The organism is Thermophilibacter immobilis (genome assembly GCF_015277515.1).
In the GTDB taxonomy this organism is placed as follows: Bacteria; Actinomycetota; Coriobacteriia; order Coriobacteriales; family Atopobiaceae; genus Thermophilibacter; species Thermophilibacter immobilis.
This window is the reverse complement of record NZ_CP063767.1, coordinates 322501-347256: the sequence shown is the minus strand read 5'-3', so window position 1 is coordinate 347256 and position 24756 is coordinate 322501. Positions and strand designations below refer to the sequence as shown.

At 66.6% G+C, this 24756-nt stretch carries 20 protein-coding genes and 1 tRNA gene; 9 read left to right on the top strand and 12 right to left on the bottom strand.

Translation table 11 applies throughout. The features are described 5' to 3' along the window. Positions 1-46: 46 nt before the first annotated feature. Both INP52_RS01550 and INP52_RS01545 read left to right on the top strand, forming a co-directional pair. The gene (locus INP52_RS01550; RefSeq protein WP_194371796.1) at positions 47-1324 is read left to right on the top strand and encodes an AlbA family DNA-binding domain-containing protein; all 1278 of its coding nucleotides are present in this window, start codon (positions 47-49) and stop codon (positions 1322-1324) included. Positions 1325-1363: 39 nt separating this feature from the next. After that, positions 1364-1438: transfer RNA gene (locus INP52_RS01545), tRNA-Gln, on the top strand. A 92-nt stretch (positions 1439-1530) separates the two neighbouring features. Here the strand turns inward: INP52_RS01545 and INP52_RS01540 are convergent. Further along, positions 1531-3123: a PTS sugar transporter subunit IIA gene (locus tag INP52_RS01540; RefSeq protein WP_228478368.1), complete on the bottom strand. Its 1593-nt coding sequence runs from the start codon at positions 3121-3123 to the stop codon at positions 1531-1533. On the opposite strand from INP52_RS01540, the gene INP52_RS01535 reads away from it, so the two are divergent. From INP52_RS01535 to gltA, 7 genes are all read left to right on the top strand, one after another. Beyond that, on the top strand, positions 3089-3817 hold the full coding sequence (locus INP52_RS01535; protein WP_228478367.1) for a zinc-binding dehydrogenase: 729 nt from the start codon (positions 3089-3091) through the stop codon (positions 3815-3817). The two genes, INP52_RS01540 and INP52_RS01535, sit on opposite strands and share 35 nt — an antisense overlap. 172 nt (positions 3818-3989) lie before the next feature. Continuing rightward, positions 3990-4754, top strand: coding sequence for a DeoR/GlpR family DNA-binding transcription regulator (locus INP52_RS01530; protein ID WP_194371790.1), 765 nt, complete (start codon positions 3990-3992; stop codon positions 4752-4754). Between the two features lie 93 nt (positions 4755-4847). Then, the gene (glmU, locus tag INP52_RS01525; protein WP_194371788.1) at positions 4848-6242 is read left to right on the top strand and encodes a bifunctional UDP-N-acetylglucosamine diphosphorylase/glucosamine-1-phosphate N-acetyltransferase GlmU; all 1395 of its coding nucleotides are present in this window, start codon (positions 4848-4850) and stop codon (positions 6240-6242) included. Continuing rightward, complete coding sequence (locus INP52_RS01520) at positions 6243-7238, top strand: ribose-phosphate diphosphokinase (protein WP_194371786.1); 996 nt, start codon at positions 6243-6245, stop codon at positions 7236-7238. Between the two features lie 72 nt (positions 7239-7310). Beyond that, a complete protein-coding gene (pth, locus tag INP52_RS01515) occupies positions 7311-7892 on the top strand; it encodes an aminoacyl-tRNA hydrolase (RefSeq protein WP_228478366.1) in 582 nt (193 codons plus the stop codon). 147 nt (positions 7893-8039) lie between these two features. Then, positions 8040-8882 carry a sulfide/dihydroorotate dehydrogenase-like FAD/NAD-binding protein gene (locus INP52_RS01510; protein WP_194371784.1) on the top strand — a complete coding sequence of 281 codons (843 nt, stop codon included), beginning with the start codon at positions 8040-8042 and terminating at the stop codon, positions 8880-8882. Then, complete coding sequence (gltA, locus tag INP52_RS01505) at positions 8870-10270, top strand: NADPH-dependent glutamate synthase (protein ID WP_194371782.1); 1401 nt, start codon at positions 8870-8872, stop codon at positions 10268-10270. Before INP52_RS01510 ends, gltA begins: the two co-directional genes overlap by 13 nt. A gap of 361 nt (positions 10271-10631) precedes the next feature. Here gltA and groL read toward each other — a convergent pair whose 3' ends face one another. From groL to INP52_RS01450, 11 genes are all read right to left on the bottom strand, one after another. After that, entirely contained in the window at positions 10632-12275 is a 1644-nt protein-coding gene (gene groL / locus INP52_RS01500) for a chaperonin GroEL (protein ID WP_194371780.1), read from the bottom strand. Between the two features lie 46 nt (positions 12276-12321). After that, positions 12322-12612 (bottom strand): co-chaperone GroES, encoded by a 291-nt coding sequence (gene groES / locus INP52_RS01495; RefSeq protein WP_194371778.1) that lies wholly within the window; start codon positions 12610-12612, stop codon positions 12322-12324. A 186-nt stretch (positions 12613-12798) separates the two neighbouring features. Then, positions 12799-14727, bottom strand: a complete 1929-nt coding sequence (locus tag INP52_RS01490; protein WP_194371776.1) for an NAD(+) synthase — start codon at positions 14725-14727, stop codon at positions 12799-12801. 176 nt (positions 14728-14903) lie between these two features. Beyond that, on the bottom strand, positions 14904-15698 hold the full coding sequence (locus tag INP52_RS01485; RefSeq protein WP_269747173.1) for an amino acid ABC transporter ATP-binding protein: 795 nt from the start codon (positions 15696-15698) through the stop codon (positions 14904-14906). A gap of 2 nt (positions 15699-15700) precedes the next feature. Beyond that, positions 15701-16909 (bottom strand): amino acid ABC transporter permease, encoded by a 1209-nt coding sequence (locus INP52_RS01480; RefSeq protein ID WP_194371774.1) that lies wholly within the window; start codon positions 16907-16909, stop codon positions 15701-15703. Positions 16910-16992: 83 nt separating this feature from the next. Beyond that, positions 16993-17925, bottom strand: a complete 933-nt coding sequence (locus tag INP52_RS01475; RefSeq protein ID WP_228478365.1) for a transporter substrate-binding domain-containing protein — start codon at positions 17923-17925, stop codon at positions 16993-16995. A 191-nt stretch (positions 17926-18116) separates the two neighbouring features. Next, on the bottom strand, positions 18117-20579 hold the full coding sequence (gene tsaD / locus INP52_RS01470; RefSeq protein WP_194371772.1) for a tRNA (adenosine(37)-N6)-threonylcarbamoyltransferase complex transferase subunit TsaD: 2463 nt from the start codon (positions 20577-20579) through the stop codon (positions 18117-18119). A 245-nt stretch (positions 20580-20824) separates the two neighbouring features. Continuing rightward, positions 20825-21322: a tRNA (adenosine(37)-N6)-threonylcarbamoyltransferase complex ATPase subunit type 1 TsaE gene (gene tsaE / locus INP52_RS01465; protein ID WP_194371770.1), complete on the bottom strand. Its 498-nt coding sequence runs from the start codon at positions 21320-21322 to the stop codon at positions 20825-20827. After that, positions 21319-21936, bottom strand: a complete 618-nt coding sequence (locus INP52_RS01460) for a uracil-DNA glycosylase (RefSeq protein ID WP_194371762.1) — start codon at positions 21934-21936, stop codon at positions 21319-21321. The genes tsaE and INP52_RS01460 overlap by 4 nt, the downstream gene beginning before the upstream one ends. Positions 21937-21949: 13 nt before the next feature. Continuing rightward, entirely contained in the window at positions 21950-23110 is a 1161-nt protein-coding gene (gene alr / locus INP52_RS01455; RefSeq protein ID WP_194371760.1) for an alanine racemase, read from the bottom strand. 30 nt (positions 23111-23140) lie between these two features. Further along, positions 23141-24754 (bottom strand): NAD(P)H-hydrate epimerase, encoded by a 1614-nt coding sequence (locus INP52_RS01450; protein ID WP_194371758.1) that lies wholly within the window; start codon positions 24752-24754, stop codon positions 23141-23143. Positions 24755-24756: the final 2 nt, after the last annotated feature.

The following is a 24756-nucleotide window of genomic DNA, read 5'->3' as shown; positions in this document are numbered from 1 at the left end:
CCCTCGGCTCTCATGTCCAAAGGCCGAGTCGCGGAAGGACACAGACATGTTCAGCCCGTTTCATGACGCAGGCGAAGCCCCCAAGGAGCTCGCCGAGGTGCGCCGGGAGGATCTCTCCCAGCTGCGGGATGCCGAGGAGGGCTTTGCGCTCGAGTTCAAGGTCGCCTGGACGGCCTCGGTACGGCGCAAGATTCCCAAGATCATCGCCTCGTTCTCCAACTCGCGCGGCGGATGGATCGTCATCGGCATCGCTGACGCCGACAAGTCCGTCTGCCCCTTCTCCCGCCCCTCCGCAGACCTCAGCCAGACCATTGGCGAGCTCTGTCGCAGGCATGTCTCCCCCGTCCCCCGCTTCGACGTGCGCTTCCTCGCAGACCCCACGGACGACGGGCGAGGCGTCGCCGTGATTCGCGTCGAGGAGGGAGACTTTCCTCCCTACGTGGCCGATGGAATCGTGGGGATTCGAGAGGGTTCCACCTCGGGACCCGCCACGGGAGGCACCCTCGTGGAACTCTACGAAAAGGCCGCGGGACGCAGGCGGGCCGTCTCGGAGTTCTTTCGCAGGACGGTCTACTATCCCACGTCCCTCGATGCGGTCGAACGTCCCGTCCCCCTCTTCGATCTCTATCTCCTTCGCATGGGACAGCCCCGCGAGATCCTCTCCTCCTCGAGGGCCGCAGAAAACGAGCGGGCCGACGCCATGCGAGAGAGCTTCTCTCAGCAGGGTATGGAGTGCCACGTCCAGCACGCGCACGACTCGCTCATCCTGCGCGCCTCGCCCGCCTTCAGCTCTCCCGAGGCCCATTCGGCTCTGGAGCTCTTCTCGGACGACTCTCTCAAGCTCTCCATTCCCGCCGTACTTCTCGAGGGGGCGCAGCGAACGGCTGCCCTTGAGAAGCTTCGGGGGCTCAGGCTCCATGTGACAGACGATGCGCTTCTCGTCGACGCGCACTCCACGCTGCACCGCGTGACCCGCATGGCCTCCCTGCTCGATCGCTACGCACGTCTGCGCACCATTACCTGGCAGGGCTATGCCGTGGCTTACGAGCTCGAGGGGCTCGCAGGTGCCCTGCTCTGGAGCGACGATGAGATCTATCTGTCCTACGTACGCACGCGCGGCATCCTCTTCTGCGGGACCACGGACTGCCGAAGTCGCGTCCGCTATCTCGATGACGGCGCTCACGAGTCCTTCCGCGCCCGCCAGTTCGCGGGCAGCCACTTCTTCGAGGCTTGCGGCCTTCCCCTTGGCTCGCACGACCCCCAAGACGTCGAGCTCGTAGACGCCCTGCTCAGCACGAGTCTCGAGACGCGAGACGAGACATAGCCTCTGCCTCTGTTACAATCCTGCTGTCGCACGGCACACAGGGGTATCGTCCAATGGCTAGGACACGGGTTTTTGGTGCCCGGAATGTGGGTTCGAATCCTACTACCCCTGCCATCTCGCAAACGGCGCGACGTCTCAGCATGCATTCTCATGAAAAAGGCCCCGCCGCGTGCGTCATCTCGCGACGGGGCCTCACGCGGTTTCCTCTAGTTCAGGATCCTCAGGAAATCATCGACGCTCGTCGAGGTGCTCAGTGCGGAGGCCATTTTCTCGTCCCCGCAGGCACTTGCGATCTTGGCAAGGATTTCCAGGTGCTCGTCGCCCAGGCCGGCAATGCCAAAGAGGACGTAGGCGGTTCCGTCCGCGAACTTGATGCCGTTCGGGTACTGCAGGGCCACCACACCCGTCCTCTTGATGTGGCGCTTGGCCTCGTTCGTGCCGTGCGGGATGGCGACGCCGTTGCCGATGTAGACCGAGACCTCGCGGTCGCGCTCGACCATGGCCTCCACATACTCCTCGTCGACGCATCCCTGCTCGACGAGGACCTGGCCACAGGCGCGCACGGCCTCCTCGCGATCGGTGCCCGTCAGGCCAAGGCGGACTCCCTCGGGGACCATGACCTTGTCGGCGACCTTGACGTCTGTGGCAATGGCTGCGGAGGCTGCCTCGGTTGCCGCCTTGGCGGCGGGCTGCTCGGCCACGTTAACGGTAAGCTGGGACTCCAGCGCGTCAAGCGCGGGGTCCTTCATGAAGTTGTTGATGACGACGATCTGAGCGTTCGCGGGAGAGCTCTGACGGGCGCGCTCGGCAAGGGCCTTCTGGCACACGACCACATCCGCGTTGGAGGGGACCTCGTCGACGGAGCTGTGCACGACCGTGATGTCAGGTCTCAGCTGCTGGATGCGCTTGCCAAAGCGGGTGGCGCCCATGGCGGAGGAGCCCATGCCCGCGTCACAGGCGAACACGACGGTGGAGACGCCCGCAAGAACGGCCGTGGGATCGACGGTGGTCCGGGGAAGCTCAAAGCCCGCCTCGTCCGTACCCTCGATCTTCACGTCGGCCGTGCGCACGATCGGCATGGCGATGACGAAGGAGACGCCGGCGGCGATGGCCACGCCGATGAGCGTGAACACGATCTTGTCGGCCGGGCACATCGCGATGAACGAGATGATCGAGCCGGGAGACGCCGGGGCGACGAGGCCGCATCCCGTCAGGGAGAACCACAGGATGGCGCAGGCGTTGCCCACGATGGGGGCGATGATGACCTTGGGGTTCATGAGCACGTAGGGGAAGTAGATCTCGTGGATGCCCCCAAAGAAGTGAATGATTATGGCACCGGGGGCAGACTGCCTCGTGCTGTCGTCCTTGCAAAAGAGGGCATAGGCAAGAAGAACGCCCAAGCCGGGGCCGGGGTTGGCCTCGAGCATGTACATGATCGAGCGGCCGGCCTCCTCGACCTGCTGCATGCCGATGGGGCTGAAGATGCCGTGATTGATGGCATTGTTGAGGAAGAGCACCTTGGCGGGCTCAATGAAGACGGCCAGAAGCGGCATCAGGCCGTGCTCGGCAAGGATCTGCGCGCCCGCCATGAGGACGGTAAGGATCGCTCCCATGAAGGGTCCCACGGCAAAGAAGCTAAAGATGGTCAGCAGGAGACCGATGATGCCAAGCGAGAAGTTGTCCACGAGCATCTCGAAGCCGGCGGGTGTCCAGGTCTTGGCCCACGCGTCCCAACGCTTGATAAGCCAACCAGCGAGCGGGCCCATGATCATGGCTCCCATGGGCCTGGGCGCGATCACCTATGCGCTTCACTGCGGCCGCAAGCCGGCCATCTTGACCGTTGCCGACATCAACCAGGAGCGCCTCGACCGCGCCGCCCAGCTCTTCGACCCCGCCACCATCAAGGCCGAGGAGGGCGTCGAGGTGCACTTCGCGAACACCGGCGAGACGGACGACCCTGCCGGCCTCCTGCGGGCCATCACGGACGGGAAGGGCTACGACGACGTGCTCTGCTACGCTCCCGTCGCACCCGTCGTGACGCTGTGCAGCGCGATCCTCGGGCGCGACGGCTGCCTCAACTTCTTTGCCGGCCCCACCGACAAGAACTTCTCGGCACCTATGAACTTCTATGACGTGCACTACAACTCAACGCACGTCATGGGCACCACCGGGGGCAACACCGACGACATGATCGAGTCGCTCGAGCTCACGGCGGACGGGCGCCTCGACCCCGCCGTCATGGTGACCCACATCGGCGGCCTCGACGCGGCACCCGACGCCACGCTGACCCTGCCCAAGATCCCCGGAGGCAAGAAGCTCATCTACACCCACATCACGCTGCCGCTCATCGCCCTGGACGAGCTGCGCGCCCAGGGTGAGAAGACCGGAGACGAGCGCTTCACCACGCTCGCCGACATCGTCGACGCCCACAACGGGCTGTGGAATCCGGAGGCCGAGCGCTTCCTTCTCTCCAACTGGCCCGACGAGGGGTAAGGCTTCACCCCGCACCACAGGGCCTCAGGCGAGGGGATCGTCCCGCACGCTCGATGGGACGCTCCCCTCGCCTTCGTGGAATGGGGAGTTGTCCTGCCACTCTGCCGGCGCGCAGACCCCGCATTTGTGCGACGATGGGAGCAGCCTCCCTTTTGCCTGAAAGGACGACCCCATGAGCCTGGACATGAACGAGCGTCGCGAGAAAATCGTCCTGCTCACCAACACGGAGGGCAGCGTGACGTTTGCGCAGATAAAGCATGAGCTGCCCGACGTCTCCGAGATGACGCTGCGCACCGACCTCAAGGCCCTCGACGACGAGCGCCGCCTCATCCGCGTGCATGGCGGCGCGCGCTCGGTGGGCTACGCCGTGGGAACCGACGACCTTCTTGCCGCACGACAGACGCGCAACGTCACCGCAAAGATCGCCATCGCCGAGAAGGCCGCCTCGCTCGTACGCTCTGACACCACGATCTTCCTCGACTCGGGCAGCACGACCACGGCTTTGGCCGGCGCGCTCCCGGACGAGAGGCTCATCGTCTTCACGACGGGCATCTCGTGCCTCTCTGAGCTCGCGCGCCTCGAGAAGCCGAGCGTCATCGTCCCGGGCGGCCACCTCAACCGCTACAGCATGAGCCTGTCGGGCAGCAGCACCATCCGCAGCATCAACTCACTCGTCTTCGACCAGGCCTTCATTGGCGTCACCAGCGTGAGCGAGAGCGGGACCTTCTACTGTGGCTCCGACGAGGAGTGCGAGCTCAAGCAGGCCTGCATCCACCAGGCCGAGCAGGTCATCATGCTCATGGACACCTCGAAGCTCGGGCGGCGCAGCACGTTTACCGTCTGCGACCTCGAGGACGTCGACGCCATCGTCTCGGATGGGCAGCTGAGCGCCGATCTGGTTCAGCGCTGCCAGGCGACGGGAACCGAGGTAATCTGAAGGAAGGGGCGGCTCCTCTCCTAGAGCGGGCGTCCCGTGCGCTAGTATGAGGGTGATTCCTGCTGGGACATACGTTATTGGAGGATCACACCAATGCCCATGACCGCGATTATCCTCGCTGCCGGCGAGGGAACGCGCATGAAGTCCCGCCACCCCAAGGTCACTCATAATCTCCTCGACCGTCCGCTCGTCTCGTGGGTCACGCGCGCCGCGCGCGCGGCCGGCGCCGAGCGCATCGTCGTGGTCGTGGGCCATGGTGCCTCTGAGGTGCGCGACTGTCTTGCCGCCGAGAAGGACATCGAGTTCGTCGAGCAGGCCGAGCGCCGGGGCACCGGCCACGCCGTGAAGGTCGCCCTCGGGGAGGCGCACCTCACGCAGGGGACACTCGTCGTTCTCTACGGCGACGCACCCCTCGTGGAGCCCGACACCATCCGACGCCTCGCTGACTCCGTCGAGCGCGAGGGTGCCGCAGAGGCCATGCTCACCTGGGTTCCCGAGGACCCCACCGGCTACGGTCGCCTCGAGTTTGCTGCGGACGGCTCCGTCGCGCGCATCATCGAGCAGAAGGACTGCAGCCCCGAGCAGGACCGGAACCTACGCTCCTGCAACCCCGGCTTCTATGCGTTCGACGCCGCCACCCTCGCCGCGCACATCAGCGAGCTCTCCTGCGCCAACGCCCAGCACGAGCTCTACCTCACCGACATGGTCGAGATCCTGCAGGCACACGGCGAGCGCGTGAGCGCCATCGAGGCCACCGACACCAACGAGCTTCTCGGCGTGAACTCGCGCGCCCAGCTCGCCCAGCTCTCCTGCATCGCGCGCGATCGCACGAACGAGCGCCTCATGGCCGAGGGCGTCACCATGCTCGACCCCTCGCTCGTCTGGGTGGGGCCCGACGCCACCGTGGGGCGCGACACCGAGCTCCTCCCCCAGACCATGCTCTGGGGCCAGACCCACGTGGGAGAGGGCTGCGTCGTGGGCCCCAACACCCGCCTCACCGACTGCTCGGTGGGCGACGGCAGCTCCGTCGAGGAGACCGTGGGCATCCAGGCCACCATCGAGAAGAACGTCACCGTGGGGCCGCGCGCCTACCTGCGCCCCGGGGCGCACCTGCTCGACCGTGCCCACGTGGGCACGCACGTCGAGATCAAGAACTCCACCATCGGCGTGGGCTCCAAGGTCCCCCACCTCTCCTACATCGGCGACACCACCATGGGCTCGGGCGTCAACATCGGCGCGGGCTCCATCACCTGCAACTACGACGGCGTCCACAAGCACCGCACCACCATCGGCAACGACGTCTTCGTGGGCTCCGACACCATGATGGTCGCCCCCGTCACCATCGGCGACGGCGCGCTCGTAGGCGCCAGCTCCTGCATCACGCACGACGTTCCCTCGGGCGCGCTCGCCCTTGAGCGCAACGAGGAGCGCATAGTAGAGGGGTACGCTGCCAAGCGACTCGACCGGCTGAGAAGGGACAACGCGTAGATGTACGAGAACCTGTGTGAACCGATTCCTCTGAAGAAGGAGATCAAACTCTACACCGGCACGGGCAACCCCGGGCTCTCCCAGAGGATCGCGGACATCCTTCACCTCGAGCTCCAGGGCCTCAAGATCGAGAAGTTCGCCAACGGGGAGATCTACGCCCGCTACGACGAGTCGGTCCGCGGCGACGACGTCTTCTTCATCCAGTCGCTCGCCGGCGAGAACGTCAACGACCTCCTCATGGAGACGCTCATCGCCACGGACGCCGCCAAGCGCGCCTCCTGCTCCAAGTTCACCGCCGTGCTCCCCCACTACTGCTACGCCCGCCAGGACCGCAAGGCCGCCGCGCGCGAGCCCATCACCGCGCGCCTCGTGGCCAACCTCCTCGAGGCCGCCGGCGTGGACCAGGTCATCACGATCGACCTGCACCAGGGCCAGATCCAGGGCTTCTTCGACGTCCCCGTGACACACCTCACGGCCCTCTACCTCCTGGGGGACTACTTCAAGGGGAAGGGCTTCGACTGGGACAACACCGTCGTGGTCTCCCCGGACATGGGTCGCGCCAAGGCCGCCAAGAAGCTCTCCGACTACCTGGGCTGCGAGGTGGCCATCGCCCACAAGAGCCGTCCCCGACACAACACGTCCGAGGTCATGGGCATCATCGGCGACATCAAGGGCAAGACCTGCATCGTCAACGACGACATGATTGACACGGCGGGCACCCTGTGCGGGTCGGTCTGCAAGCTCAAGGACATGGGCGCCGGCGACATCTACGTCTCCGCCACCCACGGCATCTTCTCCGGCGAGGCGCTCGAGCGCCTGCAAAACGCCCCCATCGAGGAGTGCGTGGTCACCGACATCATCCCGTGCGACGAGGCCAACAAGCCCGGCTCCAAGATCAAGATGATCTCGGTCGCCAACGAGCTCGCCGAGGCCATCAACAGCGTCTACCTGCGCAAATCCGTCTCCGAGATCTTCGGCGGCAACCTCAACCTCTAGTTCGCGCGTCAGGGGCCGCCTTCGGGCGGCCCCTTTTCCCATTACGAGCACGCCGCCCGCAAGAGAGGCCCCATGTCCCAGAGCCGCCCCCTCATGATCGTCTGCGGTCTCGGCAACCCCGACGCCGCGTACGCGCACACGCGCCACAACGCCGGCTTTGCCGTGGTGGACGCCCTGGCCCAGCGTCATGCCGTGCGCTACTGGAAGAGCGAGGCGGGCGCGCAGGTCGCCGCGCTCGACTGGAAAGACGCGGACGGCGAGGTGCGCACGGTCCTTCTCGCCAAGCCGATGAGCTACATGAACACGAGCGGGGGGCCCCTCTCCAAGCTCGCGCGCGCCCATCGCGTCATGCCGGGGCAGATTCTGGTCATCCACGACGAGGTCGACCTCGCGACCGGCGAGGTGCGCGTGAAGGTGGGGGGAGGCCTCAACGCCCATAACGGCCTGCGCTCGATTGCCGACAAGCTGGGCAGCCGCGACTTCGTTCGCGTGCAGCTGGGCATCGGACGGCCGCCCGGGCGCATGGGCGTGGCCGACTACGTCCTGCGCGAGCTCAAGGGCGACTTTCTCGCCGACTTCGAGGCCGCGGTCGCGCGCGCCTGCGACGTAACGCAGGACCTTCTCACCACGGGACCCCCCTCAGATAAGTTCTGATCTTCTCGTCTGGCCCCAAAGAAATATGCGGGCGTGAGCGTATAATTTGCTATGTAGAATGCCGTTTGGTCACGCTGCCGCAACCGCTTCGGGGGGAGTGGGCGGGCCTTTGGCATGGGCATGTGAGGCAGGAGAGGAGTTCGGTTAATGTACAAGATCCTCGATAAGACACAGTTCTCGGAGAAGGTGTTCAAGTTCCGCATCGAGGCACCCGGCATGGCCAAGCACGCTCACGCCGGCCAGTTCCTCATGATTCGCGCCAACGAGACGGGCGAGCGCGTCCCGTTCACGTTCGCGGACTGGAACGCCGAGGAGGGTTGGGTCGAGTTCATCTTCATGGTGATCGGCAAGACGACCGAGATGCTCTCCTCCTTTGAGGAGGGGGACTACCTCACCGACGTCACCGGTCCCCTGGGCCGCCCGACCGAGATGAGCGAGGGCACGTGGGCCGTCATCGGCGGCGGCGTGGGCCTTGCCATCGCCTTTCCCGTCGCGCGCCAGCTCAAGGCCACGGGCCACGAGGTCCATGCCATCATGGGAGCCCGCACCAAGGACCTGCTCCTGCTCGAGGACCAGTTCCGCGAGGTCCTCGACGACGATCACGTTCACATCACCACAGACGACGGCTCCTATGGCGAGAAGGGCGTCGTCACCGCGCCGCTCGAGCGACTGCTCGAGGCCAAGGCCGTCGACCACGTCTTCTGCGTGGGCCCCGTGCCCATGATGAAGTTCTCCGCCCTCACGGCCGAGAAGTACGGGACCCCCATCACCGCGTCGCTCAACCCCATCATGGTCGACGGCACGGGCATGTGCGGCTGCTGCCGCGTCGAGGTCGACGGCGTGACGAAGTTCGCCTGCGTCGACGGCCCCGACTTCGACGCCACCAAGGTCGACTGGAACGACCTGCGCGCCCGTCAGGCCGCATACCGTACCGAGGAGGGCCAGGCCCTCAAGGCCTATGAGGAGGCGAACTGCGCATGCCACAGATAAACGGTCGCTTTGTTCCCAACATGAAGTCCCCGCGCACCGCAGACAACGAGGAGCCGGCCGCCGAGCGCGCCTGCGACTTCCGCTCGGTCGACAAGGGATTCACCAAGGAGATGGCGCTCGCCGAGGCGGATCGCTGCCTGGACTGCAAGAAGCCCCTCTGCGTCGACGGCTGCCCCGTCAACATCAACATCCCCAAGTTCATCGAGAAGATTCGCGACGAGGACTTCGGCGGCGGGCTCGACGTCATCCGCGAGGAGTCGATGCTGCCGGCCATCTGCGGTCGCGTCTGCCCCCAGGAGAACCAGTGCGAGGGCAAGTGCATCCGCGGCAAGAAGGGCGACCCCGTGGCCATCGGCCAGCTGGAGCGCTTCCTGGGCGACCAGCCCGACCTGGCCTCCAAGCCCCAGATGGCCCCCAAGAACGGCAAGAAGGTCGCCGTCGTGGGCTCCGGCCCCTCCGGCATCGCCTGCGCAGGCGAGCTCGCGCGCAACGGCTTTGACGTGACGGTCTTCGAGGCCTTCTTCACCGGCGGCGGCGTGCTCGTCTACGGCATCCCCGAGTTCCGTCTTCCCAAGGCGGTCGTCAAGCGCGAGATCGACGGCCTCGAGGAGCTGGGCGTCAAGTTCGAGTTCAACAGCGTCGTGGGTCGCATCACGGATGCCGAGGAGCTCTTCGAGGCCGGCTACGACGCCATCTACGTGGCCACGGGCGCCGGTCTGCCCAAGTTCTTGAACGTGCCGGGAGAGAACCTGCCCAACGTCTTCTTCGCGAACGAGTACCTCACCCGCGTGAACCTGATGAAGGCCAACAAGTTCCCCACCTACGACACGCCCACCAAGCACGGCACGAACGTCGTGGTCTTTGGCGGCGGCAACGTGGCCATGGACGCCGTGCGCACCGCCAAGCGCCTGGGCGCCGAGCGCGCCGTCATCGCGTATCGCCGCTCCGAGGAGGAGATGCCCGCCCGTCGCGCCGAGCTGCACCACGCCAAGGCCGAGGGCGTCGAGGTCATGCCGCTCGTCTCCCCGCTCGAGTTCGTCAAGGGCGAGGACGGCTGCGTCTGCGCCGTGCGCGTCCAAAAGATGGAGCTCGGCGCGCCCGATGCGTCCGGTCGCAGGCGCCCGGTGCCCATCGAGGGTGCCATCGAGGAGATTCCCTGCGACGTGGCCATCTCCGCCATCGGCACCAACGCCAACCCGTTCGCCAAGATGATTGGCGACATCAAGCTCAACAAGTGGGGCTACATCCTCGCCGACGAGGACGGCCGCACGTCCGACCCGCGCATCTGGGCCGGCGGTGACATCGTCACCGGTGCGGCCACGGTCATCCTGGCCATGGGCGCCGGCAAGACTGCCGCAGCGAGCATCACCAGGGCTCTCTGCGCATAGGTCTTCGTTCGATCGAGTACGTACCGAGCCCGGAGCCGCCTTGCGGTTCCGGGCTCTTTTTGTAAACGAGAAGCGCATCACGGCCAACCGCTCATGAATCGGGGGCTGGGGCACGTACCGCCCCTTGTGACGTGCCCCAGCCCCCGATTCCTGCGCAATCGTCTTGCCGCCGTGCCCCAGGGCCGAATTCGTGAGCGCCTTCTCAGAGCCACAACGGGCTTTCGCGCACTCGATGGGCCAAGGGTCCAGGCACATCACGCAGAAAAACGCCCCCGGCCTTCCGAGAAGAAGCTGCGCAAAGCGCGCTTCTCGTGGGAAGGCCGGGGGCATACCCGGCTAGGTGAGCCTTGGCCTTAGTACCTTAGTACATGCCGCCGCCACCCTGGCCGCCCTGGGCAGCCGCCGCTGAGATAGCCTCTTCGATGGTGGTGTCCTTGGGTTCGTCAGTGATGGTGGCCTCGGTGATGAGGATGAGAGACGCCACGGAGGCGGCGTTCTGGAGCGTGACGCGCGCGACCTTGACGGGGTCGAGAACGCCCATCTCGATCATGTCGCCGTACTCACCGGACGCGGAGTCGAGGCCCTGGCCCTCAGGCAGGCCCTTAATCTTCTCGGCCACGACGGAGCCCTCGTAGCCCGCGTTGTTGGCGATGGTCTTGACGGGAGCCTCAAGCGCCTTGCGAATGATCTCCACGCCGATCTTCTCGTCGGCGTCGACGGTCTGGACGCCGTCGAGCGCCTTGGAGGCGGTCAGGAACGCGACGCCGCCGCCGGCGACGATGCCCTCCTCGACGGCCGCGCGCGTGGCCTGCAGCGCATCCTCGATGCGGTGCTTGATCTCCTTAAGCTCGACCTCGGTGGCAGCGCCGACCTTGATGACGGCAACGCCGCCGGAGAGCTTGGCGAGACGCTCCTGGAGCTTCTCGCGGTCGAAGTCGGAGGTGGTGTTGTCAATCTCGGCCTTGATCTGGCCGATGCGCTCCTCGATGGCGTCCTTGGAGCCCGAGCCGCCTACGATGGTGGTGTCGTCCTTGGTGACCTTGACGGACTTCGCGCGGCCGAGCATCTCGGCGGTGACGTCGGTGAGGTTGATGCCAAGCTCCTTCATGGCGACCTGGCCGCCGGTCAGCACGGCGATGTCCTCGAGCATGCGCTTGCGACGATCGCCGTAGCCGGGAGCCTTGACGGCGCAGACGTTGAGCACGCCGCGGAGCTTGTTCAGAATCAGCGTGGCCAGAGCCTCGCCGTCCACGTCCTCGGCAATGAGGAGCAGAGGTGCGCCCTGCTTCTGAACGGCCTCAAGGATGGGCAGGATGTCCTGGATGTTGGAGATCTTCTGGTCGGTCATGAGAATGTAGGGCGAGTCGAGCTCGGCGACCATGCTCTCGTTGTTGGTCGAGAAGTACGGGGAGATGTAGCCCTTGTCGAACTGCATGCCCTCGACGGTGTCGATGTCGATGCCAAAGGTCTGGGAGTCCTCGACGGTGATGACGCCGTCCTTGCCCACGATGTCCATGGCATCGGAAATCTTGGCCCCAATCGCGGGGTCGGAGGCAGAGATGGTGCCCACGGAGGCGATCTGCTTCTTGGTGGAGACGTCCTGGGCGGACTTCTTCATCTCGTTCACGACGGCATCGACGGCCTTGTCCACGCCGCGACGAATGGCGATGGGGTTGGCACCCGCAGCCACGTTGCGCAGGCCCTCGTTGACGATGACCTGGGCCAGGAGCGTGGCGGTGGTGGTGCCGTCACCCACGGCGTCGTTGGTCTTGGTGGCGACCTCCTTCACCAGCTGGGCACCCATGTTCTCGATGGGATCCTTGAGCTCGATCTCCTTGGCGACGGAGACGCCGTCGTTGGTAATCGTGGGTGCACCGTAGGAGCGCTGCAGGGCCACGTAGCGACCCTTGGGTCCCATCGTGGTGGTCACCGCGTCGGCAAGGGTGTTCACGCCCTTGGCGAGCTTGGCACGGGCGTCAGTGCCGAAAAGAATGTCCTTAGCCATTTCTTAATCCTCCAAAGTATGGTTTCGCAGAACGGGTGCGACCGGCTTAGTCCTCGATGATGGCGTAGATGTCATCGGCACGAAGCAGCAGGTAGTCCTCGCCGTCGACCTTGACCTCGTTGCCGCCGAACTTACCATAGAAGACCTGGTCCCCGGCCTTGACGTCGACAGCGATGCGCTCGCCCTTGTCATCGAGCTTGCCGGCTCCCACGGCGACGACCTCGCCCTTCTGCGGCTTCTCCTGCGCGCCACTCGAGATGTACAGACCCGAAGAGGTCTTCTCCTCCTTGGGTGCGGGCTTCACGAGGACGCGGTCTCCCAACGGCTTCAGAGTCATGTTCAGGAACCTCCTTTTGAGGCGCCCAGCGGGCGCACGTTTCTGCGAGACCAGACCCTCTCTGGCCTCGCTCTAGCCAACGCTCAAAATAATACCCAGATGTCCCGACTTATACCATCTCTATAGAAAAAATCTTACAAGAGACGCTTAGATTTCCTGAGGTGCTCGGGCGCAGGCGAGGATGCCCTAAAGCTCCTCGAGCTCGGCGAGCCAGAGCGTGGCGCAGGCATCGGACGGCATGCGCAGGTCGCCGCGCGGGCTCACCGCCACGGAGCCCACCTTGGGACCGTCGGGCAGGCAACTGCGCTTGAACTGCTGGGAGAAGAAGCGCCGGTAGAAGACCTTGAGCCAGGAGAGGATGGTCTCGTCATCGTAGATCTGGCCCAGGGCATGGCACGCCAGGCGATACACCTTGCGCGGGGATGCCCCATGGCGCAGAACCTCATAGAGAAAGAAGTCGTGCAGCTCGTAGGGACCCACGAGGTCCTCAGTGCGCTGCGAGATCGTGCCGTCGCCGCTGGCGGGCAGAAGCTCCGGGGAGACGGGGGTGTCGAGCACGTCGTAGAGAACCTCGGAGGTCTCCTCCTCGCCGCAGGTGTCGGCCACGTAGCGCACGAGGTGGCGCACGAGGGTCTTGGGGACACTCGCGTTCACCGCGTACATGGACATGTGGTCACCGTTGTAGGTGGCCCAGCCGAGCGCAAGCTCGGAGAGGTCGCCCGTGCCGATGACGAAGCCGCCCTCCTGGTTGGCCAGGTCCATGAGGACCTGCGTGCGCTCGCGCGCCTGGGCGTTCTCGTAGGTGACGTCGTGGACCGCCTCGTCATGGCCGATGTCGGAGAAGTGCTGGCGCACGGCGTCGGCGATGTTGACCTCGCGCAGGTCCACGTCGAGCGCATCGGAGAGGCTGCAGGCGTTGTCATGCGTGCGGTCCGTGGTGCCAAAGCCGGGCATGGTCACGGCGATGATGCCCGAACGGTCAAGGTCGAGCAGGTCAAAGGCGCGTGCGGCCACGAGTAGGGCGAGCGTGGAGTCGAGCCCGCCCGAGACGCCCACCACCGCGCGGCGCGCGTGCGTATGCGCGAGGCGCTTGGCCAGGCCATGCGCCTGAATCGCGAGGACGTCCTCGCAGCGCTCCGCGCGGCGCGCGGCGTCGGCGGGCACGAAGGGGTGCGGATCTACCCAGCGCGTGAGGCGCGTCTCGCGCACGTCCAGCGAGAAGCGACTCACGTGGTAGCCCCGCTGAACCGCGCTGGCGGCCGTCTCGAAGGTGGACATGCGACGGCGCTCGGCTACGAGCTGGCGCACGTCGAGCTCGGAGACGGCGCGGCCCTCCTGAAACGACGCCCCCTCCGCGAGCAGACGGCCGTTCTCAGCCACGAGGTCATGACCCGAGAAGACCAGGTCCTGCGTCGACTCACCCGCACCGGAGCTCGCGTAAGCGTAGCCGCAGACGAGGCGGGCGCTCTGCCCGCAGACGAGGCTGCGACGATAGTCCGCCTTGCCCACGAGCTCGTTGGAGGCGGAGAGATTGCAGACGAGCGTGGCCCCGGCCTGGGCGTGGGCGATCGAGGGGGGCTCAGGGACCCAGAGGTCCTCGCAGATCTCGACCGCGACCACGAGCTCGGACAGCTCCTCGCAGGCGAAGAGCTGACGCATGCCAAAGGGCACGTCGAGCTGGCCCGCGAGGTCGATGCCCACGACGTCGGTCGTGCCAGCGACGAAGTGGCGCCCCTCGTAGAACTCGTTGTAGGTGGGCAGGTGGCGCTTGGGGACCACGCCCAGGATGGTGCCCGCCGAGAGCACGGCGCAGCAGTTGTAGAGCTTGGCGTTCACGCGAACCGGAAGGCCCACGAGCAGGAGGGCGTCGAGATCGGACGTGCGCGCGGCGAAGTCGGCGAGGCCGCGCTCGACCGCGTCGAGCAGGGCGTCCTGCCAGAAGAGGTCCTCGCAGGTGTAAGCCGTGAGGGCCAGCTCGGGCAGGACCACGACCATGGCCCCCTCGCCGGTGCACGCCTCGTTGACCGCCTCCACGCAGGCGTCCACATTAAACCGCACGTCGGCCACGCGCACCTCAGGCGTCACGGCGCAGACCTTCACGAATCCGTCCTGCATGTTACCTCCCTGGGGACGCCTCAATGGCAGAATCGTAGCACGGGAGCACGGGTGCTACTTCGCGGACCATACCCTATCGCATGTTTTGAGCTCCCAGAGAGACCAAAGTACGCGTTCGGGTATGGTCCGCGAAGTAGCACCCTCCCTTGAGGCCCCGCAAGGCGACAGGCGGAGAGCTATCCCTCCAGATAACGGGAGAGGAACTCGCGCGTGCGCGGCTGCTCGGGTGCCGAGAAGAGTTTGGCGGGCGTGCCCTGCTCGGCAATGACGCCCTGGTCCATGAAGACGACCTGGTCGGAGACTTCCTTGGCGAAGGCCATCTCATGGGTGACCACAACCATCGTCATGCCCCGTGCGGCCAGATCGCGCATGACCTCGAGAACCTCCCCCACAATCTCCGGGTCGAGCGCGCTCGTGGGCTCGTCGAAGAGCATGAGGTCGGGGTTCATGCACAGGGCCCGTGCGATGGCCACGCGCTGCTTCTGACCGCCCGAGAGCGTATTCACGTCCGCACGCGCAAAGTCGGCGAGTCCCACCGTCTCCAGGTGCCCGAGCGCCACACGCTCGGCCTCTGCCTTGCCCGCCTTCTTGAGGGTCACGGGCGCGAGCGTGCAGTTATCGAGAACATTCATGTTGTTGAAGAGGTTGAAGCCCTGGAAGACCATGCCAATCTTCTCGCGCAGCCGGTTGACGTCTACGCGCTCGGCGGCGAGATCGCTGCCGTGGAACCACACGTGGCCCGCATCGGGCGTCTCGAGGAGGTTGATGCAGCGCAGAAGCGTCGACTTGCCGGAGCCGGAGGCACCGATGATGGTGACCACCTGGCCGGCCATGACCTCGAAGTCGATGTCGCGCAGGACCACGTTGTCGCCAAAGGACTTGCGCAGCCCCTCGATGCGGACGATGGGCTGGGTGTTCGCAGTGACACCCTCGTCGCCGGCGTTGGCGACGTCGTGTGTGTTCTGAGTCATGGCTACTCCTCGACCGTGGCCTTGATGGTGTGACCGGCCGTGCCCATGACGGGCACGCTCTTCACGTTGAAGTGCTGGGCGAAGCGCGAGAGCAGCGCCGAGGCCACCATGGTCAAGACGAGGTAGACAACGGCGGCAATGAGGTTCGCCTGAAAGTTCTGATAGTAGATGCCAGCCACGGTCCTGCTGGCAAACATCAGGTCAAAGGTACCGATCACGGAGAGAACCGAGGAGTCCTTGATGTTGATGACGAGCTCGTTGGAGAGCCCGGGGATGGCGTACTTGATGCCCTGAGGAAAGACCACGCGCGCCATGGCCTGCCACTGGGAGAGCCCCAGCGAGCGGGCCGCCTCCATCTGCCCCGTGTCGACCGACTCGATGCCGCCGCGCAGGACCTCCATCATGTAGGCCGTGGAGTTGAGCGAGACGACCACCAGACCGGCCAGAAACGGTGACCAGAGGGCGTTTATCTCGGTGACGCTGAGCGTGGTCAGGCGCATCAGGCCGAAGATCCCGTAGAAGATGATGCCCGCCTGGACCATCATGGGCGTGCCGCGCACCACGGTGCTGTAGACCTTGGCAAAGTCGAGTCCCGTGACCTTGAGGAAGCGCACGAGATCGTTGTCGGAGCGGTCGGGGACCTGGATGCGGCAGAACACCAGGAGCAGCGCCAGGAAGAACGCGATGACGGTGCCAAAGACGGCGATCTCGACCGTGGTCACGGCGCCGGTCACAAAGGTCTGACGCCCCTGCCACAGGAGGTAGAGGATACTCTCAAGGCTTTTCTCGGGACGCGTGCTCGCCGTGGTGGCCACGGCCCATGCGGAGGCAACGCCCATGACCACGCGATCGACCACGAGGACAAGAACGATGCCCCAGATCACGTAGCTGCCTATGCGCAGCGCGCGACGGACGGCAGATCTCACAAAGGGCGAGGTCGTGGCGTAGTCTTTCCAGCGCACGGCCTTGTTAACAAGCGCCACGGCCGAGATCACGAGCCAGGCGACGAGCAGGTAGTACAAAATCACCTCGACGGCGAACGCATGCGCCAGAAAGCTCATCGCGGGACGGGGGCTGCTCGAGAGCAGCATGCCACAAAAGGCCACGACGGCCGTGCCGAGAAGAACGTAGCGGTGGTCGTCAAGCAGCAACGACGCCAGGCGGCGCCGCCTTCTCGCGGCCGCAGGCTCGCGTGATACGGACGAGCTCATGTTTTTCTCCTTAGGTCCTCATGCACGTGCGGCGCGCCCGCACGAAGCGTCGGGCGCGCCGTCAGATTCGCCTTCAGGGCCGCCTAGGCGGGCTGGCGCTCCATGCAGTCGGTCCAGATCTGCTGGCGCTCGTCAGCAGAGACAGCCTCGATGGCCTCGTTGATCTTGGCGAGGACGGCCTCCTGGCCCTTGGCTATGGCGGCGTTGTCCGGCATGACGGAGTCGGTGAAGCTGTCGGTGAGCGAGGGCTGAACGAAGTCGGGGTAGTTCACCAGGAGCTGCGGGACGCTCATCTTGGAGAAGGTGATGGCGTCGCAGGTCCCGCGCGCGAGGTTCTCGACCACCAGGGGTACGGTCTCGGCGGGCGTCATGTGGTTGACGTCCGGAATCTGGTCGATGACGTCGTCGAGCAGGGTCGCCGCCTGGCCCATCACGGAGGCGCCGGCAAAGTCTGCCAGCGTGGTCGCGGAGGCGTAGGGGGAGTCCTGCCTGACCACGAGGACGATGTCGTCGTCGAGGTAGGAGTCGGAGAAGTCCGCGGACTGGGCGCGCTCGGGCGTGGTGGACATGCCCGCGCAGATGATGTCGATCTGGCCGTTGTTGAGGGCGTTCACCAGGCCGTCGAAGCTCAGCTTGACAGCGACGGGCTCCATGCCCAGCGCCTCGGCGATCCTCTTGGCGATCTGCACGTCATAGCCGTCGGCAAAGGCGCCGTCTACGTTGTCTATGGGAATGGTGGTGTCGCCGGCGGCCGAGACCTGCCAGTTGTAGGGGGCGTAGGCGGCTTCCATGCCCACGCGCAGGGTCGTGCCGTCGCCGAGGGCCTCGGCTGCGGAGGAGCCTCCGGTCTTGTCGGATGTGCCGGTGTCTGTGGTGTCATCCTGTGCGGCCGGGCCACACCCGGCAAGAACCATCATGCCTCCCACGCCTAACGCGGTAAGTCCCGAGAGCTTGAGGAAGCTCCTTCGCGAGCACGGTATGAGCTCTGTCTGCATGTCAGAAACATTGGTGGTCATGGTGGTTCCCTTCCGTCTGGTGCGAGACCCCTTCCGTATCACGCAACCGGAGGGGACCCATTCCCCTCCCCCTTGCAACTCAATGCGAGAAAGTTACGTGCACAGGGCACAGAATAGCGACGGCGGGCACGAGGGAGCCACGCATTCTCACACCGTAACGCTCGCGAAACCATAGAACCCGGAGGTGAGGCCTACTCCCAGATGGGCGGAACGGGGGCGGCCGGGGAGGTCCAGGCGCCGAGAGGGGCATTGGGGTTGGCGTCCAAGGTGAGCGGCGAGAAGACTCCCGCGTTATAGCTGCGCAGGGCGCAGATGCCAATCATGGCCGCGTTGTCCCCGCAGGCCGAGAAGGGCGGAACCGTCACGCGCACGCCGCGCTTCTCGAACACCCCACGGTAGGCCGCACGCAGGGAGGCGTTGGCCGCCACGCCGCCGCCGACGCAGAAGTCCGACACGCCCGTCTCCTCGACCGCGCGCACGGCCTTGGCGACCTGCACGTCAATGACGGCGGCCTCGAAGGAGGCCGCGAGGTCCGGCAGGTTGATGGGCCGCCCCGCGCGGTTCTCGCCCTCTATGTAGGTGATGACGGCCGTCTTGAGGCCCGAGAGGGAAAACGAGTAGTCGCCGCTGTGCAGCATCGCGCGCGGGAAGCGGATGGCGCGCGGGCTGCCCTGGGCCGAGAGGCGGCTGATCACGGGGCCGCCGGGGTATCCCAGGCCGAGCGCCTTGGCGACCTTGTCGAAGGCCTCCCCCACCGCATCGTCGATCGTGGTGCCCAGGACCTGGTAGTCGCCCCATGCGCGGACGTGCACGAGCATGGTGTTGCCTCCCGAGACGAGGCTCGCCACGAAGGGCGGCCTGAGGTCGGGGGTGTCGAAGAGGTTGGCCATGAGGTGACCCTCGAGGTGCTGCACCGCAATGAGCATGAGGTCAGCACCCACACAGAGACCCTTGGCAAAGGCCACGCCCACCACGAGCGCGCCCACGAGACCCGGCCCCGCCGTCACACCCACCGCCGCCAGGTCCGAGGCCACGAGCGTGTCCACCCCAAAGTGGGCGCCGGCGCGGGCGAGGGTCTCCTCGAAGACGCCGACGATGGCCTCGGTGTGCTTGCGGCTCGCGATCTCGGGCACGACGCCGCCAAAGCGCGCGTGGAAGTCGATCTGGGTGGCCACGACACTCGCGCAGACCACGCCGCGCGAGTCGGTGACGGCCATGGCGGTCTCGTCACAGGAGGACTCGATCGAGAGCACGAGCGGGCCGGCCGCCGCGAGCGCGGCCTGCGCCTGGGCGTCGCGCGGGGCGGCCGTGAGGGGCCACGGGCGAATCGAGGCGTGCGGCTCCGGCCGCTCGGGCTGGCCCGCGTCGGCCGCGAGCGGCAGCGCGGCGCGCAGGATCAGGGCGTCGTGGCCGGGCCCGTAGTAGTCGGGGCGGATGCCCTCCTGGACAAGGCCGAGCTGCTCGTAGAGGCTGCGGGCCGCCTCGTTCGCGGCGTCGACCTCGAGGGAGACGGTGCTCGCGGCCAGCATCTGCGCGTCATAGGCGACGCGCGCCACCAGGCGGCTCGCGATCTTCTCGCGGCGACGCGGCGCGTCTACGACGACCTCCTCGACCTCGAAGTCCGCCCCGGCAAGGACGCCACCGGCAAAGCCGACGATTGTCCCCTGGTCGTGGGCGACCCACCAGCTGCGGCCCGACTGGGAGAGTTCCTCCTCGAAGAGCCGCGCGGTCCAGGGCGTGTGGGCCGAGCCCTCGTAGACGCGTTCCTCTAGGACTGCCACGGCGGAGGCGTCGTTGAGCGTCATGGGACGCAGCTGCAGGTGGATGCCCGCGAGCGCGTCGTCCACGCCCGTGAGCTCGACGGAGAGGGGCTGCTTGAGCCCCAGGCGGGTGCGCTCCGCCTCCTCGGCGTCCGAGAGACGCGTGTAGAGGGGCAGGACCACGGCGGGGTCGCCCGTCTGGGGGGAGCCCTGAGGCATGGACGCGACCTCGGCGGCGGAGCGCAGGAGCCCCTCGCCAGTGGGGTACCATGCCTCCTCGGGCGCGAAGCGGGCGATTCCCGCCGCCTCGAAGCGCGCGCGGTACTTGAGCAGGCCGTTGCCAGAGAGGGTGAGCTCAGAGGCGTCGGGGCTCTCGGCGAGCGCGGCCACGCAGGCGTCCGCCTTGGCCACGGTCTCGGCCGCGAAGCACCGGTGCGCGCCCCTCTCGTCCAGGGCGTAGACGCCCGGGTAGACCTCGCCGCGCATGGCGTCGCCAACCACGACGAGCTTGCCGCGCACGCCCACGTCCCAGGCCGACCACGCCATGGCGTCGAGCGCGGACGCTCCGTAGAGGGCGCAGCCACGGCCGCAGGCCAGGCCCTTTGCCGTGGCGATGCCGATGCGCACGCCCGTGAACGACCCTGGCCCGCGTCCCACGAGAACCGCGTCCACGTCCTTCATGGTGTGTCCGCAGGCAGCGAGAGCGTCCATAGCCGTGGTGACGAGCTCCACGTTGGCGCGGCGACGGCAGAGGTGATCCTTCGAAGCCAGGACCTCGGCGACGGCGGGAACCGCTCCCGTCGCGGGCACCCAGCGGGCCACGGCGCAGGCCAGCATATCGGTCGAGGTATCTACGGCTAGTACGAGCTGCGGCTCGTTGTCCTTCTCGCTCATGCGCGGTCCTTCTTGCCCGGTTGCTTCAACCGTTCTAGTGTAGCCATCCAACCGGGGCGGCGTTTGCCCCGTGCTGGCCCCATGCTTACGAATTCGAGAGGCGGCGTGTTCAGGAGGTATTTGGGAGATCTTCTCAATAAAATCCCCCGTCAAAGAGAATTAATAATTTATGTAAGATTGGAGACATGCATAAATAATTTCCTCATAATGTGGCCGGAGGTGAGGGGAACCAAACCAGAAGGCTCCTACCTGACTTGGGCCGCACGCAGGGCGGCCACGAGTTCCTCGCCGCGTGCGTCATGCGCGACCAGGCGAACCTCGCGCGGGGGCTCCTCGCCGGGAGCGGCCTCATCGTCGAGGCGCGTCACGTAGACGTCCAGGCGCGCAGGGCCGATCTGGTCGGCGAACTGCTCGCCCCACTCTATGGCGCAGACACCGTCGGCGTCGAGGACGTCGAAGAGGCCCGTGTCCTCGAGCTGTTCTGGGTCGTCCAGTCGGTAGAGGTCAAAGTGATAGAGCGGCATGCTCGTTCCCTCATAGACCATCTCGATCGTGAAGGTGGGGCTCGTCACGTCGGCCTGAACGCCCAGGCCCGCCGCGATGCCCTTGGTGAGCTGGGTCTTTCCGGCCCCCAAGTCACCCGTCAGCACGAGCACGTCACCAGGGACCAAGAGGCCCCCGAGCATGCGCCCCAGCGCGACCGTCTGGGGCTGGGAGGCCGTCTTGAGGCGCAGCTCGCTCATCGTGCCACCCCCTGCGCCGGGTGCTCGGCGAGCCACTGGCCCACCATGCGCAGGTCGTCCTCGAGCAGCGGCTGCCAGTCGGAGTGATAGATGCAGGCAGCCGGATGGAAGGTCGGGCACACCATAAAGTGGCCGGTCTGATGCATGCGGCCGCGCAGGGTGGTCACGCCCGCCTGCGTCCGCAGCACGAACTGCGAGGCGAAGTTGCCCAGGCACACGATCACGTCCGGCCAGATGCTGCGAATCTGCTCGCGCAGAAACGGCGAGCAGGCCTCGATCTCCTCGGGACGGGGGTTGCGATTCGAGGGCGGGCGGCACTTGATCACGTTGGCGATGTAGATCTCCTCGCGCGTGAGCCCCGCGCAGGACAGCAGCGCGTCGAGCTTCTTGCCCGCCGCCCCCACGAACGGCTCGCCCTGCAGGTCCTCGTTTCTGCCCGGCCCCTCGCCGATGAACATCACGCGCGCATGGGGGTTGCCCACGCCAAAGACGAGGTTCGTGCGCGTCTGACCCAGGGGGCAGAGCTGACAGTCACCCATGACGTCGCGAATCTCGGGAAGCGTCACCTCGCCGGGACCCTGATGCGTATGGCCGGGAATGTGCATGACGGACATGAGGTCCAACCCCCTAGGTGTAGATCTTCTCAAGGCGCATCCCAAAGTCACAGACGACCTCGTAGTTGATGGTGTTGCGCAGGCCGGCCATCTCGTCGGCCCCAATGAGCTCGTCGCCGTCTGCGCCGATGAGCGTGACCACGTCCCCGTACTCGACCGGGCGCGAGGGGCGATAAGCGCGGGCGCTGTTGACGTCCACCGCGAACATGAACTGATCCATGCAGATGCTGCCCACCTGACGGCAACGGCCGCCCCCCACGATAACGTCCATGTTGTTGGAGAGCTCACGCGCGAGGCCGTCGGCGTAGCCGATGGGCACCGTGGCGATCTGGATGTTCTGCTTGGGCACGCGATAGGTCATCCCGTAGCCCACGCCGTCGCCCACGCTGGGGTAGAGGGCGCGCGTCACGCGACCGCGCACGCTCATCACCGGCTCGAGCTGGATGCGCGGCATCGTCGTCTCGGCCGGGTGCAGCCCGTAGAGGCCAATGCCCACGCGGCACATGTCGAAGTGGCACTCGGGGTGCAGGATGGTGCCCGGCGTGTTGTCGCAGTGGACCAGGCCGCACTCGAGCCCGGCGCCGCGCAGGGCGCTCACGACCTCCTGGAAGCGGTTGAGCTGCAGCGCGAAGTCCCAGTCGTCGAGCACGTCGGCAGTCGCGAAGTGCGTGAAGGTCCCCGCGCACTCGAGGCCGCGATGAAAGTCAATCGTGCGACGAAGCTCGAGGGCGTCGGAGCGGCGCACGCCTATGCGCGTCATGCCCGTGTCCACGGCGAGGTGGTAGCGGGCCACGCGGTTGGCGGCGGCGGCCGCCTCGCCCAGGGCGAGCGCGAAGTCGGCCGTGTAGACCGCAGGCATGAGGTCGTACTCCACGAGCGTGCCCACGCAGTCGACGGGCGGCTCGGACAGGACCAGGATGGGCCACGAGATGCCCGCACGGCGCAGCGCCACCCCCTCCGCGACCGTGGCCACGGCAAACTGGTCCGCGCCTGCCGCACGCATGGTCTTGGCGCACGCAGCGGCACCGTGGCCATAGGCATCGGCCTTGACGACGCACATCATCTGCACGCCGCGCGCGATCTGATGACGAAACGCGGCAGTGTTGCGCCTGAGCGCCGCGAGGTTGACCTCTACCCAGGACCAGCGATCCTGGGGGCTCACGACCTTGTCCATGATGACGCCTCCCCTGCTGATCCCACGATCCTACGCCTCCTCGACGCCCTCGGGAAACATCACGTGCTCCCCCACGGCATCAGCGGCAAGGCCGATCACGTCAATGACATCCGTGGCCATGACGGCACGCGAGCCCAGGCGCTCGGCGGCGAGCGACCCGGCGTAGCCGTGGACCTCGCAGACGTAGGCGGCCATGAGCGTCAGGTCCCCGCCCTGGCCCGAGCCCTGGGCAAGCGCCGAGACCATCATGCCCGCGAGCACGTCGCCGGAGCCGGCCGTGGCCAGGGCGCAGGGCCCCGGCTTGGGCAAAAGGGCCTGGTCGACGCCCACGCAGCCAGTGGCCGAGCCCTTGGCAACGATCGCGAGGTTGGAGCCCCCGTCCGACCAGACGATCTTGCGGGCGTCCTCGAGCGCATCCACGAGCGAGTCGGGCGGGGTCTTCGCCTGGCCCACCAGCCGTCCGAGCTCGCGGCGATGCGGCGTGAGGACGAGCGGCGCGTTACGGCGCGTGACCTCGGGAAAGTCCGGGAGCGCCCCGTCGGTCAGACGAGCCAGGCAGTTGAGGCCGTCCGCGTCCACCACGAGCGGGACATCCTGTTCGATCAGCGCGGAGACGAGCGCGACCGTGCCCCCCGAGATCCGCATGCCCGAGCCCACGAGCACGGCGGAGACGCCCCGCGCGAGCTTGAGGACCACGTCCTTGCCGTCCGCGCTGAGCACGCCGTCGGCGTCCTCGGGAAGGGGCACCACGGGAATCTCGAGCAGGTGGGCCTGGGCGATCGCGGCGACGGAGGCGGGCGTGGCCAGCGTCACGTAGCCGGCCCCCATGCGCGCGGCCGCGCGAGCCGCCATGATCGCCGCGCCGGGGAAGCGCCGGGAGCCTCCCACCACGAGCACCGAGCCGCGCGTGAACTTGTCGACCGCCTGGGTGGGTGCTGGAATGACGTCCAGGTAGTCGCTCAGATCGGTGCGCCAGGCCACGGGATCGGCCTCCACCACGAGATGCTCGGTCTGCTCGGCCAGGGGAGCCACCACGATGGAACCGCACACGTCGCGCCCGTCGTCGGCAAGGAGGCCCGGCTTGAGCGAGAGCATCGTGACGGTCATGTCCGCCACCACGCACGCCTGGGCGGCACGACCGGTCTGGGCGGACAGCCCGCTGGGCACGTCGACGGAGATCGCGCGGGCCCCCGAGGCGTTCACGCACTCGATCCAGATGTCAAAGGGGGCGCGGACCTCGCCGTGAAAGCCCGTGCCGAGCATGCAGTCGAGCACGGCGTCGGCCGTGGAGAGCAGGTCCTCCAGCTCGTCGCGAGAGGGGCCCACGAGCGGGCTGACCCCCGCCTTGACCGCGCTTTGGGCCACCTGGCGCGCAAGGTCCCCCGATATCTGGTCGGGCTCGAGGGGCGTCACCACCTTGACGTTCACGCCGCGCGCGAACAGGGCCTCGGCGGCGACCCAGCCGTCCCCGCCGTTGTTGCCCAGCCCCACGAGCACCACGACGTTCTCCACGTCGCCCAGGGCGATGGTCTCCTGCGCGGCGGCATAGCCCGCGCGGTGCATGAGCTCGGAGACGCTCACCCCCTCGCGCGTGAGGGCCACCTCGACGCACTTGACGTCCTCTATGTTGAGTACGGGCTGCATGA

What these genes read in the sequence shown, in the direction of transcription:
- INP52_RS01550 (WP_194371796.1), top strand. Translation starts at nt 47, where the DNA reads ATGTTCAGCCCGTTTCATGACGCAGGCGAAGCCCCCAAGGAGCTCGCC.
- INP52_RS01535 (WP_228478367.1), top strand. Translation starts at nt 3,089, where the DNA reads ATGATCATGGCTCCCATGGGCCTGGGCGCGATCACCTATGCGCTTCAC.
- INP52_RS01530 (WP_194371790.1), top strand. Translation starts at nt 3,990, where the DNA reads ATGAGCCTGGACATGAACGAGCGTCGCGAGAAAATCGTCCTGCTCACC.
- glmU (WP_194371788.1), top strand. Translation starts at nt 4,848, where the DNA reads ATGCCCATGACCGCGATTATCCTCGCTGCCGGCGAGGGAACGCGCATG.
- INP52_RS01520 (WP_194371786.1), top strand. Translation starts at nt 6,243, where the DNA reads ATGTACGAGAACCTGTGTGAACCGATTCCTCTGAAGAAGGAGATCAAA.
- pth (WP_228478366.1), top strand. Translation starts at nt 7,311, where the DNA reads ATGTCCCAGAGCCGCCCCCTCATGATCGTCTGCGGTCTCGGCAACCCC.
- INP52_RS01510 (WP_194371784.1), top strand. Translation starts at nt 8,040, where the DNA reads ATGTACAAGATCCTCGATAAGACACAGTTCTCGGAGAAGGTGTTCAAG.
- gltA (WP_194371782.1), top strand. Translation starts at nt 8,870, where the DNA reads ATGCCACAGATAAACGGTCGCTTTGTTCCCAACATGAAGTCCCCGCGC.
- groL (WP_194371780.1), bottom strand. Translation starts at nt 12,275, where the DNA reads ATGGCTAAGGACATTCTTTTCGGCACTGACGCCCGTGCCAAGCTCGCC.
- groES (WP_194371778.1), bottom strand. Translation starts at nt 12,612, where the DNA reads ATGACTCTGAAGCCGTTGGGAGACCGCGTCCTCGTGAAGCCCGCACCC.
- INP52_RS01490 (WP_194371776.1), bottom strand. Translation starts at nt 14,727, where the DNA reads ATGCAGGACGGATTCGTGAAGGTCTGCGCCGTGACGCCTGAGGTGCGC.
- INP52_RS01485 (WP_269747173.1), bottom strand. Translation starts at nt 15,698, where the DNA reads ATGACTCAGAACACACACGACGTCGCCAACGCCGGCGACGAGGGTGTC.
- INP52_RS01480 (WP_194371774.1), bottom strand. Translation starts at nt 16,909, where the DNA reads ATGAGCTCGTCCGTATCACGCGAGCCTGCGGCCGCGAGAAGGCGGCGC.
- INP52_RS01475 (WP_228478365.1), bottom strand. Translation starts at nt 17,925, where the DNA reads ATGACCACCAATGTTTCTGACATGCAGACAGAGCTCATACCGTGCTCG.
- tsaD (WP_194371772.1), bottom strand. Translation starts at nt 20,579, where the DNA reads ATGAGCGAGAAGGACAACGAGCCGCAGCTCGTACTAGCCGTAGATACC.
- tsaE (WP_194371770.1), bottom strand. Translation starts at nt 21,322, where the DNA reads ATGAGCGAGCTGCGCCTCAAGACGGCCTCCCAGCCCCAGACGGTCGCG.
- INP52_RS01460 (WP_194371762.1), bottom strand. Translation starts at nt 21,936, where the DNA reads ATGTCCGTCATGCACATTCCCGGCCATACGCATCAGGGTCCCGGCGAG.
- alr (WP_194371760.1), bottom strand. Translation starts at nt 23,110, where the DNA reads ATGGACAAGGTCGTGAGCCCCCAGGATCGCTGGTCCTGGGTAGAGGTC.
- INP52_RS01450 (WP_194371758.1), bottom strand. Translation starts at nt 24,754, where the DNA reads ATGCAGCCCGTACTCAACATAGAGGACGTCAAGTGCGTCGAGGTGGCC.